The 16,672-nt window shown below is 64.8% G+C and carries 17 protein-coding genes; 13 read left to right on the forward strand and 4 right to left on the reverse strand.

Translation table 11 applies throughout. From position 1 onward, the window contains the following. Positions 1 to 57 precede the first annotated feature (57 nt). From BH93_RS04295 to BH93_RS04310, 4 genes are read left to right on the forward strand one after another with little or no spacing between them, the layout of a single operon-like run. Positions 58 to 981, forward strand: coding sequence for an ABC transporter permease (locus tag BH93_RS04295; RefSeq protein ID WP_032380042.1), 924 nt, complete (start codon positions 58 to 60; stop codon positions 979 to 981). Then, positions 974 to 1,912: an ABC transporter permease gene (locus tag BH93_RS04300; protein WP_094617952.1), complete on the forward strand. Its 939-nt coding sequence runs from the start codon at positions 974 to 976 to the stop codon at positions 1,910 to 1,912. Before BH93_RS04295 ends, BH93_RS04300 begins: the two co-directional genes overlap by 8 nt. A gap of 1 nt (position 1,913) precedes the next feature. Further along, positions 1,914 to 3,587, forward strand: coding sequence for an ABC transporter ATP-binding protein (locus BH93_RS04305; RefSeq protein WP_037176019.1), 1,674 nt, complete (start codon positions 1,914 to 1,916; stop codon positions 3,585 to 3,587). A 30-nt stretch (positions 3,588 to 3,617) separates the two neighbouring features. Continuing rightward, complete coding sequence (locus tag BH93_RS04310; RefSeq protein ID WP_037176020.1) at positions 3,618 to 4,364, forward strand: hypothetical protein; 747 nt, start codon at positions 3,618 to 3,620, stop codon at positions 4,362 to 4,364. Between the two features lie 359 nt (positions 4,365 to 4,723). On the opposite strand, the gene BH93_RS04315 is transcribed toward BH93_RS04310, so the two are convergent. Further along, positions 4,724 to 5,569: an HAD family hydrolase gene (locus BH93_RS04315; RefSeq protein WP_230592590.1), complete on the reverse strand. Its 846-nt coding sequence runs from the start codon at positions 5,567 to 5,569 to the stop codon at positions 4,724 to 4,726. Positions 5,570 to 5,903: 334 nt separating this feature from the next. Between BH93_RS04315 and ssd the strand changes: the two genes are divergently transcribed. The 7 genes from ssd to BH93_RS04350 all read left to right on the forward strand — a co-directional run bounded on the left by ssd (position 5,904) and on the right by BH93_RS04350 (position 10,491). Further along, on the forward strand, positions 5,904 to 7,019 hold the full coding sequence (gene ssd, locus BH93_RS04320; protein WP_080730713.1) for a septum site-determining protein Ssd: 1,116 nt from the start codon (positions 5,904 to 5,906) through the stop codon (positions 7,017 to 7,019). Then, on the forward strand, positions 7,007 to 8,200 hold the full coding sequence (locus BH93_RS04325) for a TadA family conjugal transfer-associated ATPase (RefSeq protein WP_037176021.1): 1,194 nt from the start codon (positions 7,007 to 7,009) through the stop codon (positions 8,198 to 8,200). Before ssd ends, BH93_RS04325 begins: the two co-directional genes overlap by 13 nt. Then, positions 8,197 to 8,976, forward strand: coding sequence for a type II secretion system F family protein (locus tag BH93_RS04330; RefSeq protein WP_037176022.1), 780 nt, complete (start codon positions 8,197 to 8,199; stop codon positions 8,974 to 8,976). Before BH93_RS04325 ends, BH93_RS04330 begins: the two co-directional genes overlap by 4 nt. Then, positions 8,973 to 9,545: a type II secretion system F family protein gene (locus BH93_RS04335; protein WP_037176023.1), complete on the forward strand. Its 573-nt coding sequence runs from the start codon at positions 8,973 to 8,975 to the stop codon at positions 9,543 to 9,545. Before BH93_RS04330 ends, BH93_RS04335 begins: the two co-directional genes overlap by 4 nt. Positions 9,546 to 9,608: 63 nt before the next feature. Beyond that, positions 9,609 to 9,812, forward strand: coding sequence for a DUF4244 domain-containing protein (locus BH93_RS04340; protein WP_032380048.1), 204 nt, complete (start codon positions 9,609 to 9,611; stop codon positions 9,810 to 9,812). 23 nt (positions 9,813 to 9,835) lie between these two features. Continuing rightward, a complete protein-coding gene (locus tag BH93_RS04345) occupies positions 9,836 to 10,147 on the forward strand; it encodes a TadE family type IV pilus minor pilin (RefSeq protein WP_037176024.1) in 312 nt (103 codons plus the stop codon). After that, a complete protein-coding gene (locus BH93_RS04350) occupies positions 10,144 to 10,491 on the forward strand; it encodes an Rv3654c family TadE-like protein (protein ID WP_037176025.1) in 348 nt (115 codons plus the stop codon). Before BH93_RS04345 ends, BH93_RS04350 begins: the two co-directional genes overlap by 4 nt. Before the next feature lie 205 nt (positions 10,492 to 10,696). On the opposite strand, the gene BH93_RS04355 is transcribed toward BH93_RS04350, so the two are convergent. From BH93_RS04355 to BH93_RS04365, 3 genes are all read right to left on the reverse strand, one after another. Further along, a complete protein-coding gene (locus tag BH93_RS04355) occupies positions 10,697 to 11,959 on the reverse strand; it encodes an alpha-hydroxy acid oxidase (protein WP_037176026.1) in 1,263 nt (420 codons plus the stop codon). 96 nt (positions 11,960 to 12,055) lie between these two features. Beyond that, complete coding sequence (locus BH93_RS04360) at positions 12,056 to 12,592, reverse strand: FAS1-like dehydratase domain-containing protein (protein ID WP_052065541.1); 537 nt, start codon at positions 12,590 to 12,592, stop codon at positions 12,056 to 12,058. Positions 12,593 to 12,946: 354 nt separating this feature from the next. Next, positions 12,947 to 15,316, reverse strand: coding sequence for a DEAD/DEAH box helicase (locus BH93_RS04365; protein ID WP_197914546.1), 2,370 nt, complete (start codon positions 15,314 to 15,316; stop codon positions 12,947 to 12,949). Between the two features lie 400 nt (positions 15,317 to 15,716). On the opposite strand from BH93_RS04365, the gene BH93_RS04370 reads away from it, so the two are divergent. Both BH93_RS04370 and BH93_RS04375 read left to right on the forward strand, forming a co-directional pair. Further along, on the forward strand, positions 15,717 to 15,920 hold the full coding sequence (locus tag BH93_RS04370; RefSeq protein WP_005248460.1) for a cold-shock protein: 204 nt from the start codon (positions 15,717 to 15,719) through the stop codon (positions 15,918 to 15,920). A 138-nt stretch (positions 15,921 to 16,058) separates the two neighbouring features. Beyond that, entirely contained in the window at positions 16,059 to 16,646 is a 588-nt protein-coding gene (locus tag BH93_RS04375) for a hypothetical protein (protein WP_037176027.1), read from the forward strand. Positions 16,647 to 16,672: the final 26 nt, after the last annotated feature.

A 16,672-nucleotide genomic window follows, 5' to 3' on the forward strand; every position in this document is an offset into this window, starting at 1 on the left:
AGACCTGCGTAAGCGAGACCCGATTCGCAGGATCGCCGCATCCAAGGAGAAACCACAGTGGGTCGCTACATATCCCGCCGATTGCTGTTGACGATTCCCGTCCTGATCGGCTCCTCTTTTCTCATCTTCGCCATGGTGTACGCATTGCCCGGTGATCCCATCCGCGCCCTTGCCGGAGATCGCCCGCTCGCCCCTGCCGTCGTCGCGCAGCTGCGAGACGAGTACAACCTCGACGACAACCTGTTCGTCCAGTACTTCAAGTACATCGCCGGATTCTTCCAGGGCAACTTCGGCACCGACTTTTCCGGCCGCCCCGTGCTCGACACCATCGAGCGGGCCCTGCCCGTCACCATCAAGCTGACGATCGTCGCCGTGGTCTTCGAGACGGTCATGGGCATTGCAGCCGGTGTCCTGTCGGCCCTGAAGAAGGGGTCGTTCTTCGACAACCTCGTGCTCATTTCGACGACGTTGCTGGTCTCCGTCCCGGTCTTCGTGCTCGGCTTCATCGCGCAGTTCACGCTGGGGGTGAAACTGGGTGTCTTCCCGATCTCCGGTATCAACAACGGGTGGTCGAGCTACCTGCTCCCCGGCCTGGTGCTCGCGTCGCTGTCGATGGCCTACGTCGCCCGATTGACTCGTACGTCCGTGGCGGAGTCGATGGCGGCGGATTACATCCGCACCGCAAAATCCAAGGGAATCAGCAACCGCCGCATCATCGTTCGCCATGCGCTGCGCAATTCGCTGATTCCCGTCGTCACCTTCATCGGTGCCGACGTCGGCGGTCTGCTGGGCGGTGCGATCGTGACGGAAACGGTGTTCAACCTGCCGGGTCTCGGCCGCGCTATCTACGACGCACTGGCGCGTCAGGAAGGTGCCGTCGTCGTCGGCATCGTGACGCTCTTCGTGTTCTTCTACATCTTCTTCAACCTCGTGGTGGACGTTCTCTACGCGGTTCTCGATCCAAGGATTCGCTATGAATAAGGAAGATACGAACGCAGCTCACCACGCCGCGGACGAGGGCCAGCCGGGCAACGTCATCACCGGCGAGGCCGTGGATCTGGTCGGCCAGGCCAGCCTGTGGGGCAACGCGTGGAAGTTCTTGCGCAAGAGCCCCTTCTTCATCATCGGGTCGTTCCTGCTCGCTGTGCTCCTGGTGATGGCGGTGTTCCCGCAACTGTTCGCGCGGGGCATCGACCCACGGGTGTGCTCGCTGTCCAACTCGCGCCAGACCCCCAGCGCCGAACACTGGTTCGGCACCGACATTCAGGGGTGCGACTACTACGCCAACGTCATCTACGGTGCGCGGATCTCGCTGTCGATCGGCGTGCTGTCGGTCATCGGAGTGCTCATCATCGGTGTGCTGATCGGTGCTCTCGCAGGCTATTTCGGCGGTTTCATCGACAGCATCCTGGCTCGGTTCACCGATGTGTTCTTCGGAATCCCGCTGCTGCTCGGTGCTCTCATTCTGTTGACGGTGACCGCACAGCGCACGATCTTCACCGTCTCGCTCGCGCTGATCGTGTTCGGCTGGATGACGGCGATGCGACTGGTCCGATCGAGTGTCATCGCGATCAAGAACAGCGAGTACGTCCAGGCTGCTCAGGCATTGGGCGCATCCACGTACCGGATTCTGGTGCGGCACATTCTGCCCAATGCCCTTGCGCCGGTGATCATCTACGCCACCATCTCGGTGGGTACGTTCATTGCGGCCGAGGCGACACTGACGTTCCTCGGAATCGGACTGCAGGCTCCCGAGATCTCGTGGGGCCTACAGATCAACCTCGGTCAGAACGTGTTCCTGACGGCACCGTACCTGGTGCTGTTCCCGGCCGCGTTCCTCTCCGTCACGGTGCTCGCGTTCATCATGCTCGGCGACGCACTCCGTGACGCACTCGATCCGAAACGGAACTGACATGAGTATCCAGAAGGACACGGTCCTGACCGTCACCGATCTGACGGTCGAGTTCGAGGTCGAGAAAGTGTGGCGCAAGGCCGCCGATTCCGTCTCGTTCACCGTCGCGGCCGGTGAAGTACTGGCCATCGTCGGTGAGTCCGGATCCGGTAAGTCGACCACTGCCATGGCCATTCCCGGTCTGCTGGCAGACAATTCACGTGTCTCGGGCAGCATCGTGCTCGGCGACAAAGAATTGGTCGGGCTGCCGGAGAAGCAGCTGGCACCGATCCGCGGCAAGAACGTGGCGGTCATCTTCCAGGAGCCGATGACGGCGCTCAACCCGGTGTACTCGATCGGCTGGCAGATCACCGAGGCCATCCGCGCGCACACGTCGCTGTCGAAGAAGGAAGCGAAGGCGCGGGCCGTCGAGCTGCTGAAGCTCGTCGAGATGCCTGATCCGGAGACTCGGGTGGACTACTACCCGCACCAGCTCTCCGGTGGGCAGCGTCAGCGCGCCATGATCGCCCAGGCGCTGTCCTCGGATCCGTCGCTGCTGATCGCGGACGAGCCGACCACCGCATTGGACGTCACGGTGCAGGCCGAGATCCTCGACCTGATGCGCGACCTGCGGAACCGAATCGACGCGTCGATCGTCCTGATCACCCACGACATGGGTGTGGTGGCCGACATGGCCGACCGCATCGCGGTGATGAAGGACGGCGTCATCGTCGAAACCGATGCTGCACGAACAATTTTCAAGGATGCGTCGCATCCGTACACGCAGCAGTTGCTCGCCTCGGTTCCGCACCTCGGCAGCAGCACCGAGTCGGTGGCCGCGGGGACCATCGCCGAGCCGAGCGCCGTCGAGGACACCCGCGCACTGAGCATCGTCGACGGCGTCATCGACTACCCGGGCCGCACGGTCTTCCGGGCTGTCGACGGGGTCAGCCTCGATATCGAGATGGGTGAGGTCGTCGGTCTCGTCGGCGAGTCCGGCTCGGGTAAGTCCACGATCGGCAAGGCCGTGGTTGGGCTGAACAAGCTCACCGGCGGCTCGTTGTCCATTGCCGGCGTCGACATCACCAACATGTCGAATCGTGAACTGCGCGCGGTGCGCAGCAAGGTCGGCATCGTGTTCCAGGATCCGGGTTCGTCGCTGAACCCGCGCTGGCCCATCGGCCAGTCGATTGCCGAGCCGATGCTGCTGCACACCGAACTCGGTGCGTCCGAGCGGAACAAGAAGGTCGAGGAACTCCTCGACCAGGTGCATCTGTCGCGGACGATGCGCAACCGCTATCCCCACCAGCTGTCCGGTGGGCAGCGCCAACGAGTCGGTATCGCGCGGGCGCTCGCCCTGGAGCCGACGCTGCTGGTGGCCGACGAACCGACATCTGCGTTGGATGTGTCGGTACAGGCGAAGGTGCTCGAGCTGTTCAAGGAACTGCAGCGTGAGTACGGTTTCGCCTGCTTGTTCATCAGTCACGACCTCGCTGTGGTGGAGGTGCTGGCCAAGCGCATCGCGGTGTTGAACAAGGGCAAGTTGGCCGAATTCGGTACGACGGACCAGATCCTGCGTCGTCCGACCAACGAGTACACCAAGCGGTTGCTCGCGGCCGTCCCGGTGCCGGACCCGGCCGAACAGGCCAAGCGTCGCCAGGCCCGGGCCGAGCTGTTGGCGGCAGGGGCAAAGTAGGGGTGAGGGGAGGGGGTACCGTCGTCTGTCGTGACGGACCCCCTCGCCCCGCTGTTGGAACTGCCCGGAGTTGTCGACTCCGCCGAACGCGCGCGTGACGCTCTGGGCGCAGTGCATCGACACAAGACCAACCGTCGCGGCTGGCCGGCCAACGCGGCCGAGGCTGCTGTGCGTGCAGCTCGGTCGTCGTCCGCGCTCGAGGGCGGTTCGATGGATTTTCCCCGCGACGGTGAAGAAGGCGACCCCATCCTTGCCGGCGCACTCCGCGTCGCCGCCGCCCTCGACGGTGACGCTCTGCAGAACACACTGTCGACCTGGAAGCGCGCCCCATTGCAGACCCTTGCTCGTCTGCACTTGTTGGCCGCGGCCGACCTCGTCGACGACGCCTCCGCCCTCGGTCGCCCTCGCGGCGATGCGGGAGTCGGCGAGCGACTCGATCTGCTCGCTCAGCTGGTGACCGGTGGCACCTCTGCACCCGCCCCGGTGATCGCGGCGGTGGTGCACGGTGAGTTGTTGACGCTCAAAGCTTTCGGATCTGCCGACGGCATCGTTGCGCGTGCTGCATCGAGACTGGTGGCAGCATCGTCGGGATTCGATCCACACAATCTCGGCGTTCCCGAGGTCAGCTGGATGCGTCGAGCGAACGCGTACCGAGACGGCGCATCGGGATTTGCCGAGGGCACCGCGACGGGCGTCGGCAGTTGGGTGATTCTGTGCTGTGGAGCTTTCGAAGCCGGTGCGGCAGAAGCGACTTCGATTGCCGAGGCTGCGCAGTAGTGAGCACGTAAAAGGGCGGCGATGCCGACTTGCGTCGACGTCGCCGCCCGTTAGCACGGAGCGCCTGGTTACCAAGCGTGCACAGGTGGGCTGTGATGGACTACCACGTGGCCTCGGCGAGGATTCGACAGTGATGAGGTCATCCCTGCAACCGGTGCAGGGTTCTTGCTGATCATTGGCGAATTTCGCAGGCCCACAGCGCTTCTGCCATTAGGTGGCAAGCTCCGCGTGGGTGCCGGTGTCCGTGCTGGGAATCCCGGTCGGGAGAGCGAATCTTCTCTTCCGATTCGTTCTTGGCCTTGCGTTCTTCCGTACGTCCTTTGTACCCCGTGACGCGCCTCACATCAAGGGTTTGTGCCTCATCGTTTTCTACGAAGCAGCCCGTAGGTGATCACACCTGCGGCAAGAGCGCTGAAACTTGCTGCGGCACTGACCGCTACGGTCTTTCCGGACGGGGTCTGGATACGCGATCGCAGCGAGACCGGGTTGGAGAACGTGAGAATCGGCCATCCGTTGGAGGCGGCTTCCTTGCGCAGTGCCCGGTCGGGGTTGACGGCGGTCGGGTGCCCGACAGCGCGGAGCATCGGTACATCGGTGATCGAATCCGAATACGCGTAGCTCGAGGCCAGGTCGTAATCATGTTGCGCTGCCAGGGAGTTCATGGCGTCGACCTTTCCCTCGCCGTAGCAGTAGAAGTCGACCTCGCCGATGTACTTGCCATCCACGGTCACCATCGTGGTCGCCATGCTGTGGTCGGCTCCCAGCAGTTCTGCGATGGGATGCACGATTTCGTCGCCGGACGCCGATACGATCACGACGTCGTGCCCTCTGAGCTTGTGGTCGGCGATGAGGTCGGCCGCCTCGGCGAACACGAGGGGATCGACGATGTTGTGCAGGGTTTCTGCAACTACTGCCCGTACCTGTTCGACGTCCCACCCGGCCGTCATGCTCGCGATGTGGGCGCGCATGCGTTCCATCTGGTCGTGATCGGCCCCGGAGAGCAGGAACAGAAACTGCGCGTAGCTGCTTTTGAGTACTGCCCGCCGGTTGATCAGACCTTGGTCGAAGAACGGCCTGCTGAATGCCAGCGTGCTGGACTTCGCGATGATCGTTTTGTCGAGGTCGAAGAATGCCGCGACGCGCGCTGGGCGTCGGCCGGCGGGGGCGTCGTCGTTGCTCGCGCTCTGGGTCACGTTTGTCACCATAGTGGCAGGTGGTGACCGGAGGATGTCCTGTGGTGGCACTGGCGGACTCGGTCGAAGTTCGTCCAGAAAATCCGACAGTTGAACTTGCAAACAAGGACATCCACGGGTGTAGTATTTTCCATGAGCCCGGTTCATCCCGGGCGGTGTTCAGCCCGACCCCCCGGGGCTGAACCAGACGACCCTCGCCTCCTCCCCCCCTGGCGAGGGTCGTCCTCTTTTCTGGGTTGGGTCGAAAAGTGGTACAGAGGTACCGTTATTCATCCACAGGGCCGAATCTATCCACATTTCCCCAAGTCGCGCGCATCTCGAGCAAATTCTCACGCAGGCTTGGCCCATGAAAACGGACCGGCTACAGCACAGCGCACACTCGTCCGTCGCGATGTCGATCGAACTTCGCGGTCTGCGCGAGGACGTGTATCGAATTGCGGCGGCCGCGGATTGTGTTGTGGAAGAGCAGAACTTACTGGTCGGTATCGATTCGACACGGTCGATCTGGGATCACGCCGGAACTATTTTGGTCGATTTCGCGTCCGCCGAGACCGCTCTGTCGATCGGATATTCGCGACGAGCGGGTGTCGTTCTCGTGACTGCTGCAACGCCGACACTCGACGATTGGCGAACCGCCACCGCGCTCGGTGCCGAACAAGTGATCTCGCTGCCCTCGGACGAGGATGCGTTGGTGCGCCTGCTGGGCGAACCGGCGTCGGCACCGACAGGAGACGGTGGCGTCATCGCCGTGGTCGGCGCGCGGGGTGGAGCAGGATCGTCGACGCTCGCCGCTGCGCTCGGTCTGAGTAGTAGCAGCGCGGGTCGGCGCGCATTGCTCGTGGAGGGCGACCGGTACGGCAGTGGACTCGATCTGTTGCTCGGCTGGGAGAACACGCCCGGTCTGCGGTGGTCTGGGTTGGTCGTCGAAGGTGGTCGAGTATCCGCCGACGCCTTGCACGGTGCACTGCCCTCGCGCGACGGGCTGTCCGTGTTGGCCCTCGGCAGATCCGAGAGCCGGAGTCTCGGGCTGACTGCCGTCGCTGTGACGGCTGTGCTCGACGCAGGACGCGCAGCGGGCGATCTGGTGGTGTGTGATGTCCCGCGTCATCCCGGCGACATCTCCGACGCTCTGTACGCCGCCGCGGACCTCGTCGTGCTGGTGCTGCCGGCGGAGCTACGCGCCGTCACCTCCGCGGAAGCGATCGCAGCGCACGTGGCAGATCGAAATGCCAACGTCGGTATCGTCGTTCGAGGACCTGCGCCGGGCGGGCTGCGGGCCGACGATATTGCCGTCGCCCTCGATCTACCGCTGTTGACGTCGATGCGCGCCGAGCCGGGATTGGCCGAGCGACTCGAGCGGGGCGGCCTCGTTCTCGGTCGACGTTCGCCCTTGGCGGCAGCGGCGAGCGGCGTGCTGGAGACCTTCGCGCAGAAGCCCGGCGCACGGCGGTGGGCGGCGTGAGCGCCGTCGTCACTGCGGATCTGTTGGACCGCGTCCGTGATCGCCTTGCTGTATCTGCCGCCGCTCCCGTTCCGGCGACCGTGGCCGCGGCCATCCGAGCCGAGGCAGGGGGCGTCATCGGTGACACGGATATGCTTGCGGCGCTGCGTGTTCTGCAGACCGAGCTGACCGGAGCGGGCCCGCTCGAGCCGCTGCTGTCCGAGCCGGGAGTGACCGACGTGCTGGTCACCGCGCCGGATCAGGTATGGATCGATCGTGGGCGTGGACTCGAACGCACCGCGATTCGCTTCGCCGACGAAGCGGCCGTGCGTCGGCTGGCGCAGCGGCTCGCACTGTCGGCCGGTCGGCGATTGGACGACGCGCAACCCTGGGTCGACGGTCGGCTGCCCGGAGTGGGGCGGGACGTGTTCGGCGTCCGGCTGCACGCTGTGCTGGCACCGGTGGCGAGCGGGGGAACGTGTGTGTCGCTTCGGGTTCTGCGACCCGCGACGCAGGGACTCGCAGCGCTGCGTGCATCGGGCGCCGTGACCGACGCCTGCTACGAGCTGCTGCGTCGAATCGTGTTCGGACGCTTGGCCTTCTTGGTCGTCGGTGGTACCGGCGCTGGAAAGACCACACTCCTTGCCGCGCTGTTGGGTGAGGTGGATCCGGCCGAACGGATCGTCTGCGTGGAGGACGCGGCCGAGTTGGCACCGGCACATCCGCACGTGGTGCGTCTTGTAGCCCGCGCGCCCAATGTCGAAGGGGTGGGGGAGGTATCGGTGCGGCAGCTGGTTCGTCAAGCACTGCGGATGCGCCCCGATCGGCTCGTTGTCGGTGAGGTACGCGGCCCCGAGGTGATCGACCTGATGACGGCACTCAACACCGGGCACGACGGCGGAGCCGGAACGATCCATGCGAACTCCCCCGCCGAAGTGCCGGCGCGTCTCGAAGCCCTTGCGGCGCTGGGTGGAATGGGACGTGATGCGCTGCACAGTCAGCTTGCCGCGGCCGTTCAGGTGGTGCTACACGTTCATCGCAGCGCGGACGGTACGCGACGGTTGCGGGAGATCGGGGTGGTCGACGTCGATCCGACCGGACGGGTACACATCGTGCCGGCCTGGTCTGTGGACGGCGACGCACTGCCGGGTGAGAGTCGACTGGTCGAACTGTTGGACCGCCGCTGCGGGGATGTCCGATGACGGCTGTACTGGTTCTCGTCGCTGTCGCAGTTCTGTTGTGGCCGAACGGTTCCAGGGGACTGGTTATAGAGAAGCGCAGGGCATCGACGGTGCCGCAATGGCTGGTGCCGAGCTGCGCTGCACTGGTTGCGGCTGTCGCGGTGTGGTGGCTCGGCGGCGTCTGGGCCGTGGCCGCAGCGGCGGTGGCGGGAGGTACCGGGTGGACTCGCTTCAGACGTCGGCTGGAGCGCGATCGACGAGCGATCGAATTACACTGGTTGGCAACCGGAGTCGAGGTCATCGTCGGCGAGCTTCGCGTGGGATCTCACCCCGCCACGGCCAGCGCGGTGGCGGCCGACGAATGCGGCGGAATTGCCTCGGCTGCGCTGCGCGGTGCGGCATCGCGGTCCAGGCTCGGCGGCAGGGCGGCCGACGGTATTGCCGCGTCCGATTCGCTGCTGGACGCCGAGCTCGGACGGCTGGCCGCAGCCTGGCACGTGGCCGACGAGCATGGGCTCGCGCTCGCCGAACTGCTCGACGCTGTTCGCGACGACATGCTGGGGCGCAGACGGTTCCGCGAACGAACCGACGCATCGCTGGCCGGTGCGCGGGCTACTGCATTGGTGCTGGCTGGTCTGCCGATCCTCGGTGTTGCGCTCGGCCAGTTGATGGGTGCGAATCCATTGCAGATTCTGCTCGGCGGTGGGGTGGGCGGCGTTCTGCTGTGTATCGGAACGGCACTCGGCTGCGCGGGCCTGCTGTGGACCGACGCGATCACCGGCAAGGTGACCACATGATGTGGGCTGCAGTCCTCTGCCTGGCAACGGCGTTGGTCGCTCTGCCTTCGGTCGGCGGCGGGCTGCGCAGACAGGCAGCCGATGGCCGCGCCGAGACCGACGTCGTCGATGTTTCGAGACCCGATCCACTCGCGGTGGCAACGACATTCGACCTGCTCGCCGCGTGTTTGCGATCGGGGCTTCCGATCGCAACGGCCGCTACAGCCGCAGCGCAGTCCGCTCCCGCCTCGTTCGGGATCGCGTTACGCAAAGCTGCCGATCTGCTCGAACTCGGAGCCGATGCCGAGACCGCATGGGACGCCGTCGCGCACGATCCGGAAACCGAGGCGTTGGCGCGAATGGCACGCCGATCTGCGCGGGCCGGCTCGTCCATGGCGTCGGCGATGACGGAACTGGCTGCGACGCAACGAACTCGCGCCGAGGACGCGTCGGCTGCTGTGGCCGAACGCGCGGGCGTGCTGATCAGCGGGCCGCTGGGTTTGTGCTTTCTGCCTGCCTTCATCTGTCTCGGCATCATCCCCGTGGTGATCGGCCTGGCGGGCAACGTACTGGGCGGCGGTCTGCTGTGACCGCCGCGCCGACAATCTTCCGGTGCGGAACTGCCGCGTCGGAGAACAGGGAGGGGAATCGAGATGATCGAGAACGCACTGCAGGAGTTGAAGACTCGAATCGTGTTGTTCGGTGTGGAGGACGATGGCATGTCCACGGCGGAGTATGCGATCGGCACCATCGCCGCCGCGGCGTTCGGGGCGGTGCTGTACACGGTGGTGACGGGGGACAGCATCGTGTCGGCGTTGACGGGGATCATCGATCGAGCGTTGAACACTGCCGTCTGATCGCGACCGATGATGACGGGGCCGTGACGGTGGAGGCGGCGTTCGCGATCGCGTCCATCGTCGCGGTGATCGTGGTGTGTATCGGTGCGATCGTGTCGGTCACCATGCACATCGGCTGTGTCGATGCGGCGAGGGAAGCAGCTCGATTAGCGGCCAGAGGTGATGGGGCCCGTGCTGTCTCGGTAGGGGAGAGGGTCGCGCCGGAGGGGGCTCTGGTGACGGTGAGGGAGGATGGCGAGTTCTTCGTCGCGCGGGTGGAGGTGGCGAGTCCGCTACCGGGCTTGACGTTGTCGGCCGAGGCGGTTGCTGCTGCGGAACCGGTTGCAGTGGAATGAGGTTGCGCGACGACGAGGGTGGCGCGACGGTGTTGGCGGCGCTGGCGATATCGGCGTTGATCGCCGTCGTGGTGATGGTGATGCACGTCGGTTCGGCGGTGGGTGCTCGTCATCAGGCGCAGTCTGCGGCCGATCTCGCGGCGTTGGCCGGGGCGGGGGCACTGGATCGTGGGGTGGCCGACGCTTGCGAGTCGGCGCGATCAGTGGCGAGCAGGATGTCGACTGATTTGCGGAAGTGCACGATCGACGAGTGGGACGTGATCGTGACGGTGGGTCAGCCGGTGTTCCTGGGTCGCTTCGGAATGTCCGACGCCATCGCCTCGGCTCGGGCGGGTCCGGGTTGACCGGACGCCCGCTCGACTGCCCGTATCCGCAAACGCGCGCGCGTTTGCCAGGTGCGAGCGGAATCGCCCCGTCTGGCCGGCTATTTCGCGAGCGTTCAGCGAATGCGCGCGCGTTTGCCTTGAACCCCGGCCTCGAACCCCGGCCTCGAACCCCGGCCTCGAACCCCGGCCTCGAACCCCGGCCTCGACGTTCCGTCTGCAGCGGTCAGCGTGGCGGGAAGGTGCGCGCACCTGATTGCAGAGGGGCGAGCCGGGTGAGCTGGGTGACGTGCTCCGGAGTCAGTTCCACGAGTGAATTGACCTGCAGCAGTTGCATGGTGCGCACGATTTCCTCGCGCAGGATGTCGATCATGCGGTCGACGCCCTCGCGACCCCCGGCCATCAGGCCGTACAGGTAGGCCCGGCCGACGAGCGTGAACGACGCACCCATCGCGATGGAGGCGACGATATCGGCACCATGCATGATGCCTGTGTCGACGGCTACCTCGAAGTCGGAGCCGACTTCGCGAACGACCTGAGGCAACAGGTGGAAGGGAACGGGAGCGCGATCGAGTTGTCGACCTCCATGGTTCGACAGAATGATCCCGTCGACTCCCAGTTCGGCCAGACGGGCCGAATCTGCCACAGACTGAACACCTTTGACGACGAGCTTGCCGGGCCAGATGTCACGGATGACGTCGAGATCGTCGAACGAGATCGATGGATCCATCGCTGAATTGAGCAGCTCTCCGACCGTGCCGCCGGTGGAAGACAACGACGCGAACTCGAGCTTGGCCGTGGTGAGGAAATCCCACCACCACCACGGACGCGGAATGGCGTTGGCGATCGTCGACGCGGTCAACTGCGGCGGGATGGAGAACCCGTTTCGCTTGTCTCGTAGGCGAGCTCCGGCGACCGGTGTGTCGACCGTGAACAGGAGTGTGTCGAAGCCTGCCTTTGCTGCGCGTTCGACCAGCCCGAACGAGATGTCACGATCTCGCATGACGTAGAGCTGGAACCAGTTTCGCCCATTCGCGTTGGTGGCCTTGACGTCCTCGATCGACGTGGTGCCCAGGGTCGAGAGGCAGAACGGAATTCCCGCAGCGCCGGCGGCTGCAGAACCGGCGTATTCGCCCTCGGTCTGCATCAGGCGGGTGAATCCAGTCGGGGCGATGCCGAACGGGAGCGCGGAAGGCCCACCGAACACCGTCGTCGAGGTGTCGACGTGGGAGACGTCCCGCAGGATCGAGGGATGGAATTCGACGTCGCGGAAGGCCTGACGAGCCCGCGACAGCGAGATCTCGGCGTCAGCGGCACCGTCGGTGTAGTCGAATGCCGCGCGAGGGGTGCGACGGCGGGCGATGGTACGAAGATCGTCGATGGTGAGAGCGGCGTTCAGGCGTCGTCGACGCAGATTCAGATCGGGCTTCTTGAACGATATGAGGTCACGGAGATCGGAGGGGTTGGGTAGCTGCCGGGTGATGGGCATGTGACGGTCTCGATTCTGTGGGCTGATCCTCTTCCCACCACACCACCCGAGGTGTTGGCAACGACGCGCAGGGTGGCGTGCCCGTGCCCCGGCCCGTCAGCTCCGCATCAGCTTGTGCAGCGCATCGGCGATCTCTGGATCGGTGTATCCACCGGTCCGGGCCACGAAAGTCGTTCGGGTGACTGCCAGTACGTCGCCTCGCTGATCGGTGAGGGTGTTACTGGTGACCATCACGTCGCTTCCCGAGGATTGCCGAAACGATTCCAGGCACAGGTCGGAGCTGACGCGATCGCCGACCTGCATCGGTCGGCGGATCAGGATTTGTTGATCTGTGTGTAGAACGTCGCTGACGGAATAGCCGATCAGCAGGTGGGCGAACAGTTCGGGCAGCAATCGGGTGCCGATGACGCTGACAAAGGTGACCGGAGCGATCAACGTGGCGTAGCCGAGCGCAGCGGCCGCGATTTCGAGGCGATGGGCGGGATGGTCGTCGTGGACGGAACGGGCGAATTCACGAATTTGTTCGCGACCGACCTCGTAATCGTGCGGTGGTCGATAGTGGCACCCGACCTTGTCTGCGATGGTTGGAACGGCCGCAGGAGACAGATCCGTTGGTTGGTCGATCACCGTCATGTCGAACCTCCAGAGGCTCCGAGCCTGTGCCGAGTCACCAGAATTGGAACAGCCTCAGAACTGACACGCCGTCAGAGTTGCGCACATTTGCGATCGATCACAGTCGAGTCGACGGTGTGCTGGAGATTCGCCAGGGCTCCTCTTGTTGCCGGGTGCGGATGACAGCGCGCGTCGCGTCCAGACCTCTGACAAATGCGCGCGCGTTTGCCAGACGCGCGCGGAATCGCTCCGTTCTGGCCGCGATTTTGCGCGCGTTCAGCGAGTGCGCGCGCGTTTGCCTCGAACCCGGGACGCGGCGAACCCCGAACCGCCGAACCCCGCACTCACACCCCAGCGCCCAGGACCCAAGCCGGGTCAACCCTCTCGAGTGACGGCCGCGAGTATCGCCGTCAACACTCGAACGGCACCGTCTTTGTCCAGTGGATCGTTGCCGTTTCCACATTTTGGGGATTGCACACAGGATGGGCATCCGGTTTGGCATTCGCAGGAGACGATGGCGTCCTTGGTGGCGGCGAGCCAATCGGCGATGGCCACGTGGCCGCGGTCGGCGAATCCGGCTCCGCCGTCGTATCCGTCGTAGACGAAGACCGTCGGCAGCCCGGTGTCGGGGTGTAGAGCCGTCGACACTCCGCCGATGTCCCATCGATCGCACGTTGCAACCAAGGGCAGCAATCCGATGGCGGCGTGTTCGGCTGCGTGCAGAGATCCGGGGAATCGTTCGTACGGAACCCCGCTGTGCTCCAACAACTCCGGTGTGATGGTGTACATGACGGCTCGGGTGTCGAGGGTCTGGGCGGGCATGTCGAGTTCGATGGAATCGAGTACCTCGCCCGAGAGCAGGCGTCGGAGATATCCGACGACCTGATGGGTGACGTTCACCTGCACCAGTGCGACGCGCACCTCGCCGTAGTCGACGGATTCGTGCACCGCAGTGATCGAGATGTCGGTGATCTCGCGGGCCGAGGTGTTCCACTCGGGTTGCTCCGCGTGCACCAACGCCAGACCGGCGTCGAGATCGAGTTCGTCGACCACGAACGACTCGCCCTGGTGGATGTGGACGGCGCCGGGATGTGCAGTGGCGGGTGCTCGTCCGCCGTCGACCGTACCGAGCATGCGGCCGGACTCGCCGTCGACGATGGCCACCTGCACACCGGTGCCGCCGCGGATGTTCACCGCACCGTGCGGTGAGAGTTGCTGGCCCTCGGGCGTGATGAACCATCCGTGCGGACGCTTGCGCACGTAGCCCTTCAGCTCGAGCTCCTCGAGTACCGATTCTGCGCTCAGCTCCTCGGCCTCGGCTAGGGTGATCGGCAGTTCGACTGCAGCGCAGAGCAATTGCGGAGCCAGAATGTACGGATTGGTGGGGTCGGTGACGGTGGCCTCGACGGGCTTGTCCAGCAGGGCCGCCGGGTGATGCACCAGATACGTGTCGAGTGGATCGTCGCGCGCAACGAGAACCAGGAGCGATCCTTCTCCGCGACGTCCGGCGCGGCCGCCCTGCTGCCAGAACGACGCGACGGTACCGGGGAAGCCGGCGACGATCACCGCGTCCAAACCGGCAATGTCGACGCCCAATTCGAGTGCGTTGGTGGTGGCGACGCCCAACAACGTGCCGTCGGACAGATCGGATTCCAGTTTTCGCCGGTCCTCCGCCAAATACCCTGCGCGATAGGCGGCGACGCGTCGCACCAGTTGCGGATCGACGTCGGCGAGAATTCTCTGAGCGCCGAGTGCGGTGACCTCGGCTCCGCGCCTGGAGCGTACGAATGCCAGCGTACGGGCACCCTCCACCAACAGATCGGCCATGATGCGCGACGCCTCCGCGCCTGCGGATTTCCTTACCGGAGCGCCGTTTTCACCGGTGATCTCTTTCAGCAGCGGTGGTTCCCACAGTGCGACGGTGCGGGCTCCGTGCGGGGAGCCGTCCTCGGTGACTTCTTCGCACGGCGCTCCGATGAGGCGGCTCGCAGCCCGCCCTGGCTCGGACGTGGTGGCGCTGGCGAGCACGAACACCGGTGATGCACCGTACCGTGCGCAGAGGCGTCGGAGCCTGCGAAGCACCAACGCGACATTGGATCCGAAAACGCCGCGGTAGTAGTGACATTCGTCGACAACCACATAACGAAGATTGCGGAGAAACCGAGACCAACGCTCGTGCGAACCGAGAATGCCAAGGTGCAGCATGTCGGGGTTGGTGAAGATCCACCGCGCATTGGTGCGTGCCCACTGGCGAATCTCGATCGGAGTGTCACCGTCGTAGGCACTCGGGAACACCTCTGCGAGTTCGCCTGACAGTTCCCGCAACTCGTCGGTGATCGAGATGGTGGTGCGTAGCTGATCGGCACCGAGGGCCTTGGTGGGAGCCAGGTACAGCGCGGTCGCCCGAGCGTCGGCAGAAAGAGTCGTCAGAATGGGAAGTTGATACGCCAACGATTTGCCCGACGCGGTGCTCGTCGAGAGCACCACGTGATTGCCCTCGGCGGCGAGTGTTGCCGCACGTGCCTGATGCGTCCACGGTTGTGCGATCCCACGAGAGGTGATCACCTGCACCACTTCCGGGCCCACCCACGACGGCCAGGAGGCGAACTGCGAGACCCGTGCCGGCAGTTCGGCGACGTGGGTCAGCGGGCTCTCGTTCGCGGGCGAACCCGCCAGTACTCGATCCAACAACCGCTGCCCGTAGCTCGCGCCATCCGCACCGTCCAGCGGATGGTTCTCGCTCACTGCCGGTCTCCATGCATTCGTTCGATCTACAAGCGCCGTCGGGCTCTTCGCGACCTGGGATCCCCATGCTATCGCGGGCCGTCGACGGCTCGTTCGGGCCCTGGTGGGAGCCGCAATTCATCCGTCTCGTGTTGTGCGTTTCCACAACATGGGCAAATTGTTCGAAAAGGGTCGGTTTTCGACTGTTGCGAACGTGGAGTTCATGGTTCACTTGACGCGGTCGCAGCTTCTGTGTTCGTTCTACGCTTCGCAGGATCTCATGTTGCGGGCGCGGTACTGGGAGAGCTCGTCCATCAGGGGGAATCCTGAGGGGGATTCGTACAAGTGCAGCGGTCGGAACCGGCCCGATGGATCGAAAGTGCGCTCCATCGAATCCGGTGTTAGAAAGAGAAGGAAAAGCATGGCACAGGGAACTGTGAAGTGGTTCAACGCCGAAAAGGGCTTTGGATTCATCGCACCAGAAGACGGCTCCGCTGACGTTTTCGTCCACTACTCCGAGATTCAGGGCAGCGGTTTCCGCACCCTCGAGGAGAACCAGCGCGTGGAGTTCGAGGTCGGCCAGGGCACCAAGGGTCCTCAGGCAACGGGCGTTCGCGCAGTCTGATCCGAGTCGAGAACTGTCATCCCCCTTTCGCGGTGGTCTCCGGTGGAGTCGATCGCGGGAGGGGGATGACTCATATCCGAACCACCCGAGTGCGGCGAAAGCCGTGAGCGTGGCCGCCGATGTCCTAATGTCCTTGCTGTGAACCAGCTGTCCTTCTTCTCCGCCGAATCGTTGCCGCCCGCGGTGACCGATCTCAGTGGGCTGCTGGCTGCCACCGGCCACGTCGTCACCTCCGCGGGCTCGGCCCGTATTTCAGTCGTCGTCGACGCGCAGTGGCGCGCGGAGGCCATCGCCGAACTCATCGCGCAGTGTGGTCTGACTGCAGAGTTGGGGCGATCGGAGGAGAACCGGCCGTTGGTGCGTACCGCGTCGGTGCCCGAACTGTTCGCACTGGCGTCTCTGTGGACCAAGGGTGCTGTCAAAGCCGTCCCTCCCGGGTGGGTACCGGGTTCGCGCGAACTCCGCGCCTGGGTGCTGGCGGCCGGTCGTCCCGAGGCCGAGGGTGAGCGGTACGTGCTCGGACTCGATCCTCACGCACCGGACACCCATTCCGTCCTCGCGCAGTCGTTGATGCGTGCGGGCATCGCGCCGACGCTGATCGGCACTCGAGGCTCCAATCCGGGGCTGAGAATCACCGGTCGACGACGGCTGTTGCGTCTCACCGAGAACGTCGGTGAGGCTCCCCGGAACGTGGACGCACGTACCATTTGGCCGCGCGCGGAGTAGCCCGATATGTGACTGATCTGCGAGTA

It is taken from the genome of Rhodococcoides fascians A25f (assembly GCF_000760935.2).
Lineage (GTDB): Bacteria > Actinomycetota > Actinomycetes > Mycobacteriales > Mycobacteriaceae > Rhodococcoides.

Excerpts from the sequence above, each read along its gene's own strand:
- BH93_RS04360 (WP_052065541.1), bottom strand. The coding sequence starts at position 12,592 with ATGACGGTGATCGACCAACCAACGGATCTGTCTCCTGCGGCCGTTCCA.
- BH93_RS04305 (WP_037176019.1), top strand. The coding sequence starts at position 1,914 with ATGAGTATCCAGAAGGACACGGTCCTGACCGTCACCGATCTGACGGTC.
- BH93_RS04315 (WP_230592590.1), bottom strand. The coding sequence starts at position 5,569 with ATGGTGACAAACGTGACCCAGAGCGCGAGCAACGACGACGCCCCCGCC.
- BH93_RS04335 (WP_037176023.1), top strand. The coding sequence starts at position 8,973 with ATGATGTGGGCTGCAGTCCTCTGCCTGGCAACGGCGTTGGTCGCTCTG.
- BH93_RS04340 (WP_032380048.1), top strand. The coding sequence starts at position 9,609 with ATGATCGAGAACGCACTGCAGGAGTTGAAGACTCGAATCGTGTTGTTC.
- BH93_RS04300 (WP_094617952.1), top strand. The coding sequence starts at position 974 with ATGAATAAGGAAGATACGAACGCAGCTCACCACGCCGCGGACGAGGGC.
- BH93_RS04370 (WP_005248460.1), top strand. The coding sequence starts at position 15,717 with ATGGCACAGGGAACTGTGAAGTGGTTCAACGCCGAAAAGGGCTTTGGA.
- BH93_RS04350 (WP_037176025.1), top strand. The coding sequence starts at position 10,144 with ATGAGGTTGCGCGACGACGAGGGTGGCGCGACGGTGTTGGCGGCGCTG.
- BH93_RS04330 (WP_037176022.1), top strand. The coding sequence starts at position 8,197 with ATGACGGCTGTACTGGTTCTCGTCGCTGTCGCAGTTCTGTTGTGGCCG.
- BH93_RS04355 (WP_037176026.1), bottom strand. The coding sequence starts at position 11,959 with ATGCCCATCACCCGGCAGCTACCCAACCCCTCCGATCTCCGTGACCTC.
- ssd (WP_080730713.1), top strand. The coding sequence starts at position 5,904 with ATGAAAACGGACCGGCTACAGCACAGCGCACACTCGTCCGTCGCGATG.